At 67.9% G+C, this 13811-nt stretch carries 16 protein-coding genes; 11 read left to right on the plus strand and 5 right to left on the minus strand.

Translation table 11 applies throughout. The annotated features are described in order from the left end of the window. The first annotated feature begins 95 nt into the window (after window positions 1-95). From Vau01_RS59700 to Vau01_RS59720, 5 genes are all read left to right on the plus strand, one after another. Window positions 96-1247, plus strand: coding sequence for a serine hydrolase domain-containing protein (locus tag Vau01_RS59700; RefSeq protein ID WP_204013077.1), 1152 nt, complete (start codon window positions 96-98; stop codon window positions 1245-1247). Then, window positions 1244-2512: a sensor histidine kinase gene (locus Vau01_RS59705; protein WP_204013079.1), complete on the plus strand. Its 1269-nt coding sequence runs from the start codon at window positions 1244-1246 to the stop codon at window positions 2510-2512. Before Vau01_RS59700 ends, Vau01_RS59705 begins: the two co-directional genes overlap by 4 nt. A 16-nt stretch (window positions 2513-2528) precedes the next feature. Beyond that, window positions 2529-3194: a response regulator transcription factor gene (locus tag Vau01_RS59710; RefSeq protein ID WP_204013081.1), complete on the plus strand. Its 666-nt coding sequence runs from the start codon at window positions 2529-2531 to the stop codon at window positions 3192-3194. An 84-nt stretch (window positions 3195-3278) separates the two neighbouring features. Continuing rightward, on the plus strand, window positions 3279-3479 hold the full coding sequence (locus tag Vau01_RS59715) for a hypothetical protein (RefSeq protein WP_204013083.1): 201 nt from the start codon (window positions 3279-3281) through the stop codon (window positions 3477-3479). Between the two features lie 745 nt (window positions 3480-4224). Beyond that, window positions 4225-4788 carry a hypothetical protein gene (locus Vau01_RS59720; RefSeq protein WP_204013085.1) on the plus strand — a complete coding sequence of 188 codons (564 nt, stop codon included), beginning with the start codon at window positions 4225-4227 and terminating at the stop codon, window positions 4786-4788. A gap of 128 nt (window positions 4789-4916) precedes the next feature. On the opposite strand, the gene Vau01_RS59725 is transcribed toward Vau01_RS59720, so the two are convergent. Continuing rightward, on the minus strand, window positions 4917-5261 hold the full coding sequence (locus tag Vau01_RS59725) for an ArsR/SmtB family transcription factor (protein ID WP_204013090.1): 345 nt from the start codon (window positions 5259-5261) through the stop codon (window positions 4917-4919). A 218-nt stretch (window positions 5262-5479) separates the two neighbouring features. On the opposite strand from Vau01_RS59725, the gene Vau01_RS59730 reads away from it, so the two are divergent. Then, entirely contained in the window at window positions 5480-5851 is a 372-nt protein-coding gene (locus tag Vau01_RS59730) for an STAS domain-containing protein (protein ID WP_204013093.1), read from the plus strand. A 463-nt stretch (window positions 5852-6314) separates the two neighbouring features. Here the strand turns inward: Vau01_RS59730 and Vau01_RS59735 are convergent, their stop codons facing one another. After that, the gene (locus tag Vau01_RS59735; RefSeq protein WP_204013096.1) at window positions 6315-6644 is read right to left on the minus strand and encodes an ArsR/SmtB family transcription factor; all 330 of its coding nucleotides are present in this window, start codon (window positions 6642-6644) and stop codon (window positions 6315-6317) included. 326 nt (window positions 6645-6970) lie between these two features. Between Vau01_RS59735 and Vau01_RS59740 the strand changes: the two genes are divergently transcribed. The 5 genes from Vau01_RS59740 (at window position 6971) to Vau01_RS59760 (ending at window position 10947) form a co-directional block, all read left to right on the plus strand. Next, on the plus strand, window positions 6971-7342 hold the full coding sequence (locus Vau01_RS59740) for a roadblock/LC7 domain-containing protein (RefSeq protein WP_204013112.1): 372 nt from the start codon (window positions 6971-6973) through the stop codon (window positions 7340-7342). A gap of 723 nt (window positions 7343-8065) precedes the next feature. Then, on the plus strand, window positions 8066-8458 hold the full coding sequence (locus Vau01_RS59745; RefSeq protein ID WP_239153009.1) for an ArsR/SmtB family transcription factor: 393 nt from the start codon (window positions 8066-8068) through the stop codon (window positions 8456-8458). A gap of 410 nt (window positions 8459-8868) precedes the next feature. Continuing rightward, window positions 8869-9378 carry a hypothetical protein gene (locus Vau01_RS59750; protein WP_204013115.1) on the plus strand — a complete coding sequence of 170 codons (510 nt, stop codon included), beginning with the start codon at window positions 8869-8871 and terminating at the stop codon, window positions 9376-9378. Window positions 9379-9593: 215 nt separating this feature from the next. Next, window positions 9594-10133 (plus strand): histidine phosphatase family protein, encoded by a 540-nt coding sequence (locus tag Vau01_RS59755; protein ID WP_204013119.1) that lies wholly within the window; start codon window positions 9594-9596, stop codon window positions 10131-10133. A gap of 139 nt (window positions 10134-10272) precedes the next feature. Then, a complete protein-coding gene (locus Vau01_RS59760) occupies window positions 10273-10947 on the plus strand; it encodes a hypothetical protein (protein WP_204013121.1) in 675 nt (224 codons plus the stop codon). 111 nt (window positions 10948-11058) lie between these two features. Here Vau01_RS59760 and Vau01_RS59765 read toward each other — a convergent pair whose 3' ends face one another. From Vau01_RS59765 to Vau01_RS59775, 3 genes are all read right to left on the minus strand, one after another. After that, window positions 11059-12093: a M23 family metallopeptidase gene (locus Vau01_RS59765; protein ID WP_204013124.1), complete on the minus strand. Its 1035-nt coding sequence runs from the start codon at window positions 12091-12093 to the stop codon at window positions 11059-11061. A 234-nt stretch (window positions 12094-12327) separates the two neighbouring features. Beyond that, window positions 12328-13422, minus strand: a complete 1095-nt coding sequence (locus Vau01_RS59770; RefSeq protein ID WP_204013127.1) for a DUF4192 domain-containing protein — start codon at window positions 13420-13422, stop codon at window positions 12328-12330. Window positions 13423-13511: 89 nt separating this feature from the next. After that, a complete protein-coding gene (locus Vau01_RS59775) occupies window positions 13512-13811 on the minus strand; it encodes a hypothetical protein (RefSeq protein ID WP_204013130.1) in 300 nt (99 codons plus the stop codon).

Raw genomic sequence — 13811 nt, forward strand, 5'->3', positions numbered from 1 at the left:
ACGCGGTGTGCCGTGCGGGCGCTGGGGAAATCCCCCTGAGAGGTCGGGGGGCTTGCCGGAGTGACCGCTGTGCGTGGAACCGCGAGGGTCAGGTGATGCGAATTGGCTTGAGCAAACGGATCCTGTACCTGGTGCTGCTCCCAGCGGCCACGGCTACGACGGTGGCCGTAGGTGGTGGGGCGGCAGCGGCGGCGCCGTCGCTGTTGCAGCGTGACCTCGACGCGCTGCGGACGTCGGGCATCACCGGCGTGCACGCCCGATTCGAGACACCCGGGGGCGCCCGGGTCATCACCTCCGGCGTCGCCGACATCGACACGAAGCGTCCGGTGCCATCCGATCCGTACATCCGGATCGGCAGCACCACGAAAACGTTCACGGCCGTCGTCGTGCTGCAACTCGTTGGCGAGGGCCGGCTGTCGCTGTCCGACCCCGTCGAGCAGTGGCTGCCGGGTCTGGTGTCGGGCAACGGAAACGACGGTCGTAACGTCACCGTCCGCGACCTGTTGCGGCACAACAGTGGAGTCCACGACCACACGTCCGACCTGATCTGGAACTACGCCACGCCGGAGTTGTACCGCGAGAACAGGTGGCGCACGTACACGCCCGCGGAGCTGGTTGCCGTGTCGATGCGGCATCCGCCGGGAACGCGTGAGCATGCCTACTCCAACACCAACTACGTGCTGGCCGGGATGCTGATCCAGGCGGTCACCGGGCGTGGCTGGGAGCGCGAAGTCCACGACCGGATCCTCACCCCGCTGGGGCTGCGGCGCACCCTGACCCCTGGGTCGTGGCCGTTTCTGCCCGACCCGCACGCGAGGAACTACCACCAGTTCGCACCCGGCGCAGACCTCACCGACACGACCGTCGCAGTCCGCGGGATCGACAGCGGCGCCGACGGGTCGATGATCAGCACCCCGACCGAGGTCAACCGGTTCTTCGCCGCGCTCGTCGGTGGGCGGCTGCTCGCACCGGCGCAGTGGGCGCAGATGCGCGAGCTTGTCACCGTCCCCGGTGAGCCGGCCGGTGCCGGCGCCGGTGCGGGCATCTTCTTCACGCCGTTGTCGTGCGGCGGTGGTTACTGGAATCACGGCGGCACGGGCCTTGGCACCTGGGTCGAACCGGCGGTCACCACCGACGGCCGGCGTAGGCTGACGTTGTCGATGTTCACGAACACGTTCGACCCCGACCTCGCGACTGCACGCCAGGCGCTGGTTCGTGACACCATCGATCGGGTGCTCTGCTCGTGAGCCGCCTGCCAGCCACTCTCAGGCGGCGCGCCGGAGAAGCGCTGTACGCGCTTACCGATCTCCCGGTTGCGCTGGTCGGGATCGTGCTGGCCGCCGTGACGGTCAGCGTCGGGATCTTCTTCGTTCCGCTGTTCGTGGGGATTCTGGTGCTGGCCGCCGGTCTCATCGGCGCACGCGGCTGGGGCCGGTTCGAGCGGGCCCGGGCCGCGGTCATGCTCGGCGAACGGGTGGCGGCGCCCGTGTCGCCGCCCGAGGAGCCAGCGCGGCTCGGCCGCTGGTTGCGTCGGGTCTTCACCGACCTGGTGAGCTGGCGGGCCGTGCTGTACATGGTGATCCGCTTACCGCTGTCGGTGGTGACCACCGGCGTGGCCGTGTGCGTCTACGGCGTTGCAGGTATCACGGTGAGCTATCCGTTGTGGTACACCCGCACCCACATGTCGTTGGGCTCCTACGACGTCGACACCGCGCCCCGGGCATTCGTCACCGCTCTGATCGGCCTTGCCACGCTCCTTCTCGGGCCGGTGGTGCTCATGGGGCCGGTGACGCTGTGCCGTCTCGCCACGCGGTTCCTGCTCGGCCCGTCGCGCCTCGACGGGCGGGTCCGCGCACTGGAGCAAGCCCGTGGCCAGGCCGTCGACGCGTCCGCCACGGCGCTACGCCGTATCGAGCGTGACCTGCACGACGGCACCCAGGCCCGGCTCATCACCCTGGCGATGGACCTCAGCCTCGCCCGCGACCTCCTCACCGACATCGACATCGACGCCGAGAGCGCCGCCGCGGCGCAACTGCGCACCGCGGTCGAGGCCGCGCACCGTAACGCGCAGGACGCGGTGGTGGAACTGCGCGGCGTGGTGGCCAACATCCACCCGCCCGTGCTCGACACCGGGCTGGAACCGGCCCTACACAGCCTCGGCCAGAGCCTGTCGATCCCCGTATCGGTCGACGTACACGTACCGAAGCGCCCACCGCCGGCGGTGGAGACGATCGCCTACTTCTGCGCCGTCGAACTGCTGAGCAACGTGGTCAAGCACAGCGGCGCATTGACGGCCACCGTGGAACTCACCGGCACGCCCACCACCCTGACACTGCGCATCACCGACAACGGCGCCGGCGGTGCGGCCGTCACCAACGGCGTCCCGGGCCGCGGCGGCACGGGCCTGGCCGGGCTCACCGCCCGCGTCGCCACGGTCGACGGAGCCCTGCGGATCAGCAGCCCGCCGGGCGGCCCGACCACCGTTACCGTCGAGCTACCCACGACAGTCTGACCCGGGAGATCACAACGTGCGTGTCGTGATCGCAGAAGACTCCATCATCCTCCGCGACGGGCTGATCCGGCTGCTCACAGCCAAGGGCCACCACGTGGTCGCCGAGACCGCCGACGCCACCAGCCTGCTGCCGGCCGTCGCCGAGCACACGCCCGACGTCGCCGTCGTCGACGTCCGCATGCCGCCGACCCACACCGACGACGGCCTCCGCGCGGCGATCGACGTCCGCCGCCACCACCCCGACGTGGGCATCCTCGTGTTCTCCCAGTACGTCGAGGTCCACTACGCCCGTCGCCTATTCGCCGACGACGCCCGCGGCATCGGTTACCTGCTCAAAGACCGCATCACCGAGGTAGCCGAGTTCCTCACCGCCCTCGAACGCGTGGCCGCCGGCGGCTCGGCGCTCGACCCGGAGGTCGTCTCCCGGATGCTCACCGCCGGGCGGAACGAGCAGGGCCTGGCCCGCCTCACCTCCCGCGAATCGGAGGTCTTGGCACTGATGGCCGAAGGCTTGTCGAACACGGCCATCGCAGCTCGGATGGTGGTCTCCTCCGGCGCCGTCGAGAAGTTCGTCACCAACATCTTCACAAAACTCGACCTGCCGCCGTCCGACACCAGCAACCGCCGCGTCGTGGCGGTGCTCCGCTACCTGGAGTCCGGACCAACTCCCGCGGAGCCGTAGCGCCCCCTGCCGCCCTGGTCCGTCAAACACCAGCGACCACCCCCAAGCGACGGCCCAACCGCAGCCGACCGGCTGCGGACGGCGATGCGGTCGACCGGCCTCGACCAGCGGGAACTCAGCGCGCTGACCCTGATCGGCGAGCACGAGGGCTGCTCGGTGGAATGGCTGCACGGACGCGTCGACCTGAGCCAGTCCGGAACCGTGCGGCTCGTCGACCGGCACCTCGTCCGGCGTGAGCGCTCGACCGGGCGCGGCGTACCGCTTCGTGCCGCCCGGCTCCGCTGATCCGTCCCGCTGTCGGACCGGCCGTGGTGAGAACCGCAACGGAGCTCGTGAAGCAGACGCACGTCAGCAGCGGTTCCGCACGCCAGATTTCTTCGCACGTCGCCGGACGGTCCCGCGTTGGTGCTCGACCTCCCCGCATCGGGTCGACTGAGAACCGAACGGGTGTGCACCGTGCCGGTCCTTGTTGGAGAAGCCGACGGTGGCCAGGTCGAACGTGAGGTCCGCCCGAATCGATCCGGCGATCGCGCCGGTCGTCCGAGCGGCGACGTAGCCGGCGGTCACCGCCCGGACAGGTCGGTGTCGGTGTAGCAGCCGAGGAAACCGGTCCGTCACCCGAGGCGACCGGATTGTGATCGTGCGCTGGCGGCTCAGGCGAGCCGAATCGTCGTTTGTCACCTGGCGGGCTCCGGCCGCGGTTGTGACACAGTCGCCGCGGCCACCGGCGGGTGTCGGATGGTCGTCGGTCCCGGACATCGGCTCCCGGGGGTCGGCTGGCTTCACCATGACGGTGTCGACATCTACACGGGCATGGTGCGGCACCCTCGCTGAGCCCGACCTGCCGCTCTGTGCAGTTGTCGGATTTCGCGGACAGTACTTATGTCAGTTGCTAAACTAAGCAACTGTATTGACGAGTCGAGCCCTTGCCGCCCGCGGCGAACGCGACCCCGCCATGGCGATGCGCGCCTGACCTGGCGACAGGGACGACCCCCGGACGCACGGCGACACCGAGTCGAGGGAAACCGCTATGGACGACAGCCGCCCGGTCACGTCCAACCACGTTCTGACCGCCTTGGCAATTCTCGGGTGTCCGGCCACGAGCCTGTGCCCGCCGAGTGACCGGCATTTGCCGTTCCTGCTCGGGGCGCTGCTGAAGGTCGTGGAGTCCGAGATCGCGGACCAGGTCGGCGGTTCATGCCCGGTGGACCCCGATCGAGAATCGACGGTGATCGACGGCTTTCTCGCCCTGTCCGATCCAGGAACCCACCGAGCCCCCGCGCACAGGCTGGCCGCGCTCCGATTGAACCGCACGGCAGCGGAGCTCCACCGGACGATCGTGGACGCCGTGCCATCCGATCGGTACCTCGTCGACCTCGCCCAGCAGGCCATTCGATGCGCAAGCGCCGCCCTTGCAGCGCATGGGGCCATCCAGGTGGACGTCCGCAATGCCGCTGCCGCCGGGCAGGACGCCCGACGGGGCGATGACGATCTCCGAACTCAACTCGCGGCGCTGGAGACCGCTGTCACCATTCTGATCAGCCGCTCCGACGACATGGTCGCCCATCTCCGTCATGGCCAGCGTTCTCGGTGACGGCATTCTCGTGACGGCATTCTCGTGACGGCATTCTCGTGACGGCATTCGGCGTGACGACGCTCGTGGCATACCCGGTGACCTGGGGGTGCTGTCGACGGTTCGGGGTGGTGTGCCCGAGCCCGGCGCTAGCGCGTCGGTGTGTCCTCTGCGGCGCGCAGGCCGTCGAGCAGATCTACCTGGGTGGCGAGGACCTCGGTCAATATTCGACGTGCGACCGCAAGCAGTTCGGCGACGTGCGGCGACACCAGTGAATAGATTACCGTGGAGCCCTGCTTGCGGGTCACGACCAGGTTCATTCTGCGCAGCACGCTCAACTGCTGCGACAGGTGAGCCGCTTCGATGCCGACCTGCGGCAGCATCTCGGAGACCGCGTGCTCACGCATGGACAACAGCTCCAAGATCCGGATGCGGGCCGGATGGGCGAGAGCCTTGAAGAACTCCGCCTTCACCTGGTACAGCGGCCTACTCATCGAACCCCTTCGCGGGACGCACTTCAGGGTCCGTCCATTCGACCCTGCACGGCCACGGGTGGCGGCGCATCGCATCCGTCCCCAGGACAATACCCGACCAGGTCAGCTCCGATCCCGTCTGTCGAGCCCGCGTCGCCAGGTCCTCCTGTGATCGCCGGGCTCGCCCGCGTGTGCCCTGTGCCGGACGCGGTCATTTCTTCGAGGACGGGAGTCGATCAGTGACCGCGTCAGCGTATCTGACCGTCAACATCATGCGGCGGATCGACCATTGCGTGGTGGTCCTGGACGGCGAGCTGGACGCGAACAACGCGCCGGAGCTGACCGAGCATCTGCGGCTGGCCGTTGCCGCCGACGCGATCAGGATCGTTGTCGACGCATCGATGCTTCATTTCTGCGACCTGGCCGGCATACGCGTTCTCATGAACGAGGCGAAGCGGTGCACCGCCGCCGGTGGCTGGCTACGACTGGCCACGCCGCAGCGGCACTTGGAATTGGTTCTGGCCGTCACTGGGCTCCTGTCGGCGTTGCCCACCTACCGCAGCGTCGTCGGTGCTGTCGTGGCCAGGGGAACCGAGCGCATCACCGGCTGATGACGCGCAGCATCCATCGAAACCCCCGACTCGGATCCGACAGGCACACGAGCCGTGTGGCAGGACTCCCGTGGCGCACGGCCGCGCCCATACCGGTGGCGTCCTTCTCGGGCGACCTGCACTGCTGCTCCGCGGGCGCCTGCCCATCGGGTGTCCGGTTGCTGAGCCTCCGCGAGGCGAAGTTGGCCAGGCTGTCTGTGGCGAGGACTCCCGGCCTGACCGTGGTCAACGGCGCGACGGCATCGTAGAGCCGGTCGGTGGCACACTGTCGCGGTCGGCGAACAGCCACCCGTACGGCACGGCTTGCCGGTCCGCCACAGCAGCACGACGACAATTCGACCGCCGATTGCCGTCGCCGGTGAATGCGACGCTGCGGGTGGTCCACTAATCTGCAGCGTCGCCGCCCGACAGGGGGCTCAACATATTCGGCACCGTCGCACTTGGCCGAGGTGTCGGTGCCCTCTCATGTGCTCTCCCGGAGGCCGGAGAGCTGCTCTACTCGAACGTCGAGGACCTCCGTCAGGATCCCCCGCGCGACGCGGAGCAGTTCGGCCACTCGCGGGCTGCTGAGGGTATACAACACCGTCGAACCGCTCTTCCCGGACGCCACCAGCCCGGAGTAGCGCAGTATTGTCAAATGCTGCGAAAGGTTGGCGGCTTCTATGCCCACCTGCGGCAGCATTTCTGATACCGACTGGTCGCGTTCGGACAGTAGCTCCAGAATTCTTATTCGAACCGGGTGACCGAGCATCTTGAAGAGGTCAGCCTTGACGACGTATAGCGGCCCGTGCATTGGCAACTCCTCGACAAGGAAGCCCTGATCGCAATTGCGAACTTTAGCAACTGCGACCTGCGGTGCTCCAGATGGTTCCCTCGAATGGGTTAGCTCTAGCCCGTCCGGATAGTCACTTGGTGGCCGATCGGGTCATGCCAACAACCCGTCCGGGGGTGGTTCCAATTCCACCTCGCGTCCCTAGGGTGTTTGCAGGGCAGGGAACCGGCCGCCGATGGAGAAAGCCGCACCGCAGTGGCAAGCGTCGATTATTCGGATTTTCGTGGAATTCTTCGTCGGCAATTTCAGCATGCCCGTAAAAATCGGACACCACGGAAGGAGGGGCCATGCCGGAAATGGATATCGCCCTGAAGGACGCCATGCAGATTGACGGCGCATTAGGCGCCGCCTTGGTTGACTACACGAGCGGAATGGCGCTCGGCACGGCCGGTGGCGGCCGCGATTTCGACATGAATGTCGCGGCGGCCGGCAACACCGATGTGGTCCGGGCCAAGTTGCGGACCATCGAGCTGCTCAATCTGGACGACAAGATCGAAGACATTCTGATCACCCTGGACGGCCAATACCATCTCATTCGGCCGATCACCGGCCGTTCCGGGGCCGGGTTGTTCCTGTATCTCGCGCTTGCCAAGAACCGCGCGAACCTTGCGCTCGCTCGTCGGCATCTGCGGGTGATCGAGGAGAACCTCGACATCTAAATTGGACGCAGCTCGGCTCGTCGTGGCACGCGGCCTGGGATGTTAGAGGAGCGTCAGGGCGTTCCACTGCTGATCGGGACACTTCGTTGACCGGAGGGGCTGTACCTGTCGACGATGCCGTCGTCCGGCCGGGCCCTGGACCCGCGGCCCGGCCGGAAGCGACTCTCCGCGCGGCAGCAGGCATGCCTGGACCCCTGGTGACGTGGACCGGGGTCGCCGCGGCGCACGTCGCGCGCTATCAGTGGCTGGGTCGCAACAACGCCGCCCGCCACGTGCACGACGGCCGCCACTCATTACGTCGTCTCATTGCGTCGTCTCATTACGTCGTCTTATTGCGTCGTCGCCGAGGCACAGACTTGGCTCGGCGTCCTCGCCGCATCAACGCGACCGGTGGCCGGCCGGTGCGGGGCCATCGTCGACGGGTTCGCCCGCGCGGCTCCTCGGCATGGTCGGCACCGTCGCGTCGGGGCTGTCGATGCCCAACCGCGAGTTACCGCCGCCCAGTGATCACCCAGCAGCAGCGTCGCCCGTCGCCGGGCAGCGCCCGGCCGAGAGCCGGGGCGTAGAAGGCGCGGGCGCGATCGGATTCTTGGCGAAGACCAGCAGCCGCACCGCTGCTGCACCACGTTCCTCCGTGGGCATCCGTTGGCCCCGTGGACCCGCGCGGACTCGTCGACACCGGCGGGTCGACAACACATGACCAGTTGCTAACGTTTGCAACTGATGGATGACGCCAACTGCGCCGATTGGGGGTGGCGGGTGAGTCTGCCGCTATACAAGGCGAAGGCGGATTTCTTCAAGACCTTGGGGCATCCGGCCCGGATCCGGATCCTGGAATTGCTTTCGCAGCGCGAGCACGCGGTCGGGGAGTTGCTGCCCGAGGTGCGGGTGGAGGCCACCAGCCTGTCCCAACAGTTGGCTGTGCTGCGCCGCGCCGGACTGGTGACCTTCCGTAAGGAAGGCTCCCTGGTGTACTACTCGTTGACCAGCCCGCAGGTCGCCGAACTCCTCGCCGTGGCCCGGCGGATCCTCACCGAGGTCCTGGCCGGGCAGGTTGAACTTCTCGCCGACCTGCAGGCGGCATCGCCAGCACCGCCATCTGCGCCACCGTCATAGCAGGAAGATCATCCTGGTATCAGGCCCTCCACAGCTCCCGGGGTGGCTCACTTCAAGCCGGTCGATGGGGTGGTGTGGGTCTCTCTCTTCCAGCCGTGGGGGCTGAATACGATGCGTGCGTGACCGCTCGACGAGAACCGTCGGACCGAGTCTTTGCCGCGTTCGGTGTCGGCGGGGCGAGTCGGGTAAAGCTCGACGGTGGCCGCGGGCTGACATGGCGAGCAGGGCCTGTGGTCATCCGCCCTACTGGAGGTGGGGAAGAGGCGAACTGGCGCGCAGATGTGCTTTCGCACCTTGAGTACACCCGCGAGTTTCGGGTACCACGCCCGATCAAAGCCGCATCAGGCCAGTGGGTCGTGGACGGTTGGGAAGCCTTGCAGTGGGTACCCGGCGCTGCGGATGAGACCCGCGTGTCCGACGTTGTCCGGGCGGGGGATGCGTTCCATCGCGCGATCGCCGGTCTGGAGAGGCCGACATTCATCGACACCTCGGACGACCCCTGGGCTCGGGCAGATCGGATGGCGTGGGACGAGGTCCCGTTTCCTGCCGATCCGATGCTCAAGCGCCTCGCGGCCGAGTTCCGTCGCGTCGAGTCGCCGTCGCAGCTGATCCATGGTGACCTGCTGGGGAACGTCCTGTTCGCCGCAGGAGAGCCAGCGACAATCATCGACTGGGCGCCTTACTGGCGGCCGGCGGGTCTTGGGGCCGCGATCGCTGTGGTCGATGCGGCTTGTTGGCACGGCGCCCCGATCGCGTCGGTTCCGGCGTTGGGGCACGGCGTTGCGGAATGGGGACAGCTCCTGGTGCGGGCCTTGACCTTCCGCATAGCGACTCTCCATCTGCTCAACGTCTGGGACTCGGCGCTGGCTGAGCGTCATTGCCCCGTCGTGGACGCCATCGTGGCTTCGGCTGCCGGCTGAGAGGCCTGCGCGTGGTCGTGCGCATGTAGGTTCTCATTGATCTTTTCCCCAGTCAGGCCGTTGGCCTGGGACGCCCGGGTCTTCTCAGCGGTTGTCGCCCGAGTTGTTCTCACCGATCTGTCACCTTCTTTGTTGGCCATGTGCTGAGGCCGGCAGATCGGATCGAGGCCGATCGCTTCCGGCATCATCAATGGGCGTTCCGGTAGCCTCGCGTTGTGTCGATCGAGATCGTGTTCGAGACTCATGCGTTGAGCGAGGACAACGAATGGGGCATCGCCACGGGTTGGCTGCCTGGGCGCTTGTGCGAGCGTGGCCGGGTCAACGCCGCTGACATGGGGCGGCGTCGACGCGATGACGGCATCGCCGCAGTGTTCGCGTCGGACCTGCGCCGCGCGACGGAGACAGCGGAGATCGCGTTCGACGGCACCGACATTCCGGTCCTGTATGACTGGCGGCTGCGCGAGTGTGACTTCGGAACGCGTAACGGCTCACCGGCGGCCGACGTAAAAGCAGATCGCTTGGACTACTGTGATCGTCCCTATCCGGGCGGCGAGAGTCATGCTCAGGCGATCGCTCGGGTGGTGCGGTTCCTCGCGGATCTGCCGACCAGGTGGGCTGGACAGCGCGTGATGGTGATCGGTCACCTCGCCACGTATCGAGCGTTGGAACACGCGACCACCGGAGGCACGGTGCGGGAACTGGTTGCGGCCGATTTCGAGTGGCGGGCGCACGGTTGGGAGTACCGGCTCAGCTGATCTGTCACGCGGGCCATCGCTGAGCCGCGGCACCGGTCCAGGCGTCGTTGAGTTTTCGACGCGCGTTCGCGGCGTGGGTTGGCGATGGGCTCGGTGGGCCAAGGCTCTGGACGCGAGAGGCGTCGCCTAGCCTGATGTGGTGGTGGAGCTTGACGGGGTGGCGTTGGGCGTCGCGGCGGCGCGGCGACTTGCCGGGTTGGGCCGGACAGTGATCCGGCCCGGGTTGACCGATCGCGAGTTCGACGACGTGGAGCAGCGCTTCGGGTTCTGCTTCGCTGATGACCATCGGGCGTTCCTGGCCGAAGGTCTGCCTGTCTGGACCGATGGTGACGACGACCCGGACAAGACCACCGACCTCGGCTGGCCGGACTGGCGGAGTGGGGATCCGGGTCGCCTGCGTGAGCATCTGGACTTCGCCCTCGAAGGTGCGCTTGCACGCATCGAGGACGGTTACTGGCATCCGTGGTGGGGTGACGATCGACCTGCGGATGCTGCCGATGCGTCGCGGGTCGCGCGGGAACGACTCATCGCTGATGGCCCGGTGGTGCCGCTGTATGTGCATCGGTTCCTGCCTGCCGGCCGGGGCCGGTGGGGGCATCCGGTTCTGTCGATCTGGGGCGTCGACGTCATCTTCTACGGCGCTGATCTGCTCGACTACGTCGACCGCGAGTTCGACGTCGCTGAGGACCCGGACGCGGAGCCCAAGCCGTGGCCGGAGGCTCGCGTGCCGTATCCGGACACATTCTGGGTGCAGATCGCTGACTGGAGCCGCAAGGGGTGGCCGATCCCGCCGGTAGGGTTCGTTTCTGAGTGAGTTGCGTTCTGGTTGATCAAGCGGCGCCGATCCAGCGCCCGCGTCCGATGAGCAGCGCGAGTCGGTCCCATCAACGTGGCAAGCGACAGAAGTGGGTCGGCTGACAGCGCATCAACCGGCCAATGGAGCGTTGACGGATGCCATGAAGGTCACCGGATTCGTCGCGCTGCTGGCAGCGTGATCGCCATTGTGAACCTCGTAGTGCAGGTGCGGCCCGGACGAGTTACCCGACGTTCCGACGATGCCGATGACCTCGCCGACGGTAACGGCTTGCCCGGGTTCGACGTAGGGGTGGGTGAGCATGTGGCAGTAGCGGGTGACGACGCCGCCGGGGTGTTCGATGTCGACGTACCAGCCGCAGCCGCGGATCTGGGGTGAGCCGTCGACGTCGCAGCCGTGGTCGGCGGGGGAGACGTTGCAGCGCACGGTGGTGACGGTGCCGGTGCTGGCGGCCCGGATCGGGGTGCCGCGGGTGGCGGCGAGGTCGACGCCGTGGTGTGTGGGTCGTTCCGGCGTGCGGAACCCGGACACCACCGCCCCGGTGACGGGCTGGGTCCATTCGCCGGTCGCGGCCGGAGTGCAGTCCAGTGCGGTCGGCTCGGCGTCGGCGACCGCTTGGACCAGCTGATGGGCGTCGGCTTCGTGGCGGGCGTAGGCGTCGGGGTAGGCGCTGTGTTGGACGGCCTGGGCGGCCTCGGTGAGCGGCATCTGTTGCCAGCCGTCGACCGCGAGCAGCTTGTCGAAGAACCTGCCGGCGGCGTAGGCGGGGTCGTGGAGTTGGTCGGCGGTGCCCCAGCCCTGGCTGGGTCGTTGCTGGAACAGTCCGACGGAGTCGTCGGGTCCGCCGGGGAGGTTGCGCAGGTCGGACTCCTGAATCGCGGTCGCGACGGCGATGACCCATCCCCGCAACGGAACGCCCATCTGCGTTCCGACGGTCACGATGGTGGCGGCGTGGCCGAGTTGTTCGTCGGTGTAGCGCCCGACCGGTGGTCTGCTTGTCGACGACCGGGCAGTGGAGCTGTCCGGAACCGGGCCGGTGCAGCCCGACCCGGGTCCGCCGCCGAACATGAGGACCGCCCCGGCAACGCAGCTGAGCAGGAGACCGACGATCAGCACGATCGTGGTCGTGATTGCCTTGCCGGTCATGCCGGCCGCCGGATTCGGTGACGGGCCGCCCAGGACAGGGCGATACCTGGACGATGCTGTGGATGAGAGTTCACACGTCCTCCAGAAATGCAAAAGGGGCGCGGTGCGCGCCCGGAACGGGGTGGACAAGGGGCAGTACCGGGTAGGTGCCCGTCGTAGCGATGTCAGCGAGAAGGAGGACCGATGTGGCGGCAGGCCCCGACCAGGCAGGCCGCCACATCGGTCGTTGGCGATTCAGTCCGCGTCGGAACCGTTGGGATCCAGCGGGTCCTCGGCGAGGCGGAACCGCTCACCGATGACGGTGGGCGGCATCCCGGTAGAGAGGGCTACCTGAAGGAGGCGGGCCATCTTGTAGGTGGGGTCGGCGTCGAGGGCGCGGTCCAGGGCGATGTTGGCGATGGTGCCGTTGCCCATTCGCCAGGCGGCGCAGGCGAGCAGGCTGGCCGGCGCCGCGACAAGGTCGGGTTCGGCGCGCCGGGTCAGGTCTGTCCACAGGGTGAGGTGGCCGTGGTGGCCGTGGGTGTGCCGCCAGACGTGGTCGCGGACGGCGGTATCGGTGAGCAGGACGGTGAGCCAGGCCGCCTCGTCGTCGGTGATCCGGTCGCCGTTGCGGTGCCGCCCGTAGACCAGTGCGGCCGCGGTACGGCCGGCGTGCTCGATGGCTGCCGCCGGGTCGGGGATCCCGCCGGTCATGTGCTGCAGCCGGTGCCGTGCCCGGAGGGTGGCTGCGTGCATGTCGGCGCGTTCGGTACCCGTCACGGGAAGGAACTGCTCGGCCACGGCCGCCCGGTTCGGCTGCGCCATCGATCCGCTGTGCACCATGGCGGCGGTCACCGCCGCGGTGGCGGTGTCGAACGGGACGCCGGCCATGACGCCATCCATGACGCCGGCCATGACTCCGTCCGTGACGCCGTCCATGACTCGGGCCATGCCGCCGGACAGGAGCGTTTCCCAGCCCGCCGGGATGTGAGGGTAGTACCGCCCTCCGAAGACCCGTATGGCGTCGACGATCCGGATGTCGCGGGCGGACAGGAAGTCGCGAAGACTGTCCATCGCGGCACCGATGTGTTCTGGTTCGCCGTAGCCCACGACGGCGGCGGCATCGATGCGGGCGTGGCCGACCGGTCCGGCCAAAGCGCCGACGACGGCCTGCTGCTCGAGCCCGACCGGAACGTCTCCGAAGTCGGTGCAGGCGGTCATCACGATGATGTCCTCACGCATGCCGAGGACGACGATGTCACCGTCGTCGGGCTGGTAGCCGAGCAGGTGCGGAACGAGCGCGATCAGGTCGATGGGTCCGCTGAGGTTGACCTGAGTGGGGTCGGACATGGTGTCTCCTCGATGAGTTCGGGCATGCCGGTGGCCCGCCCCACGGCAGCGGAGCGGGCACGGCGATGCAGGGAAGGGGATTGCTGGGACTACTCGGGCACGGCGTCGTTGGTCACGGCCGGTGCTGCCTGGTAGCGGTTGGTGCTGCGTTGGGTCTGTACGGCGTGTCCGGTGGCGACCCAGTGCCGGCATGCTGTGGAGATGGCGCTGCGGGAGTTGGGTCGGCGCAGCGCGTTTGCGAGTTCAGCAACGCTGAAGTCGGTGTCCGGATAGGCACGCAGGTGATCGAGGACGGCGTGCTGAAGGGCTCCCGGAGGCAGTAGGTCCAGGCGTCGGCGGGCCGAGCTTCCAAGGTCCGCCCGGGCACGTCGGTACTGCCGCGATGCCAC

The organism is Virgisporangium aurantiacum (genome assembly GCF_016863635.1).
Lineage (GTDB): Bacteria > Actinomycetota > Actinomycetes > Mycobacteriales > Micromonosporaceae > Virgisporangium > Virgisporangium aurantiacum.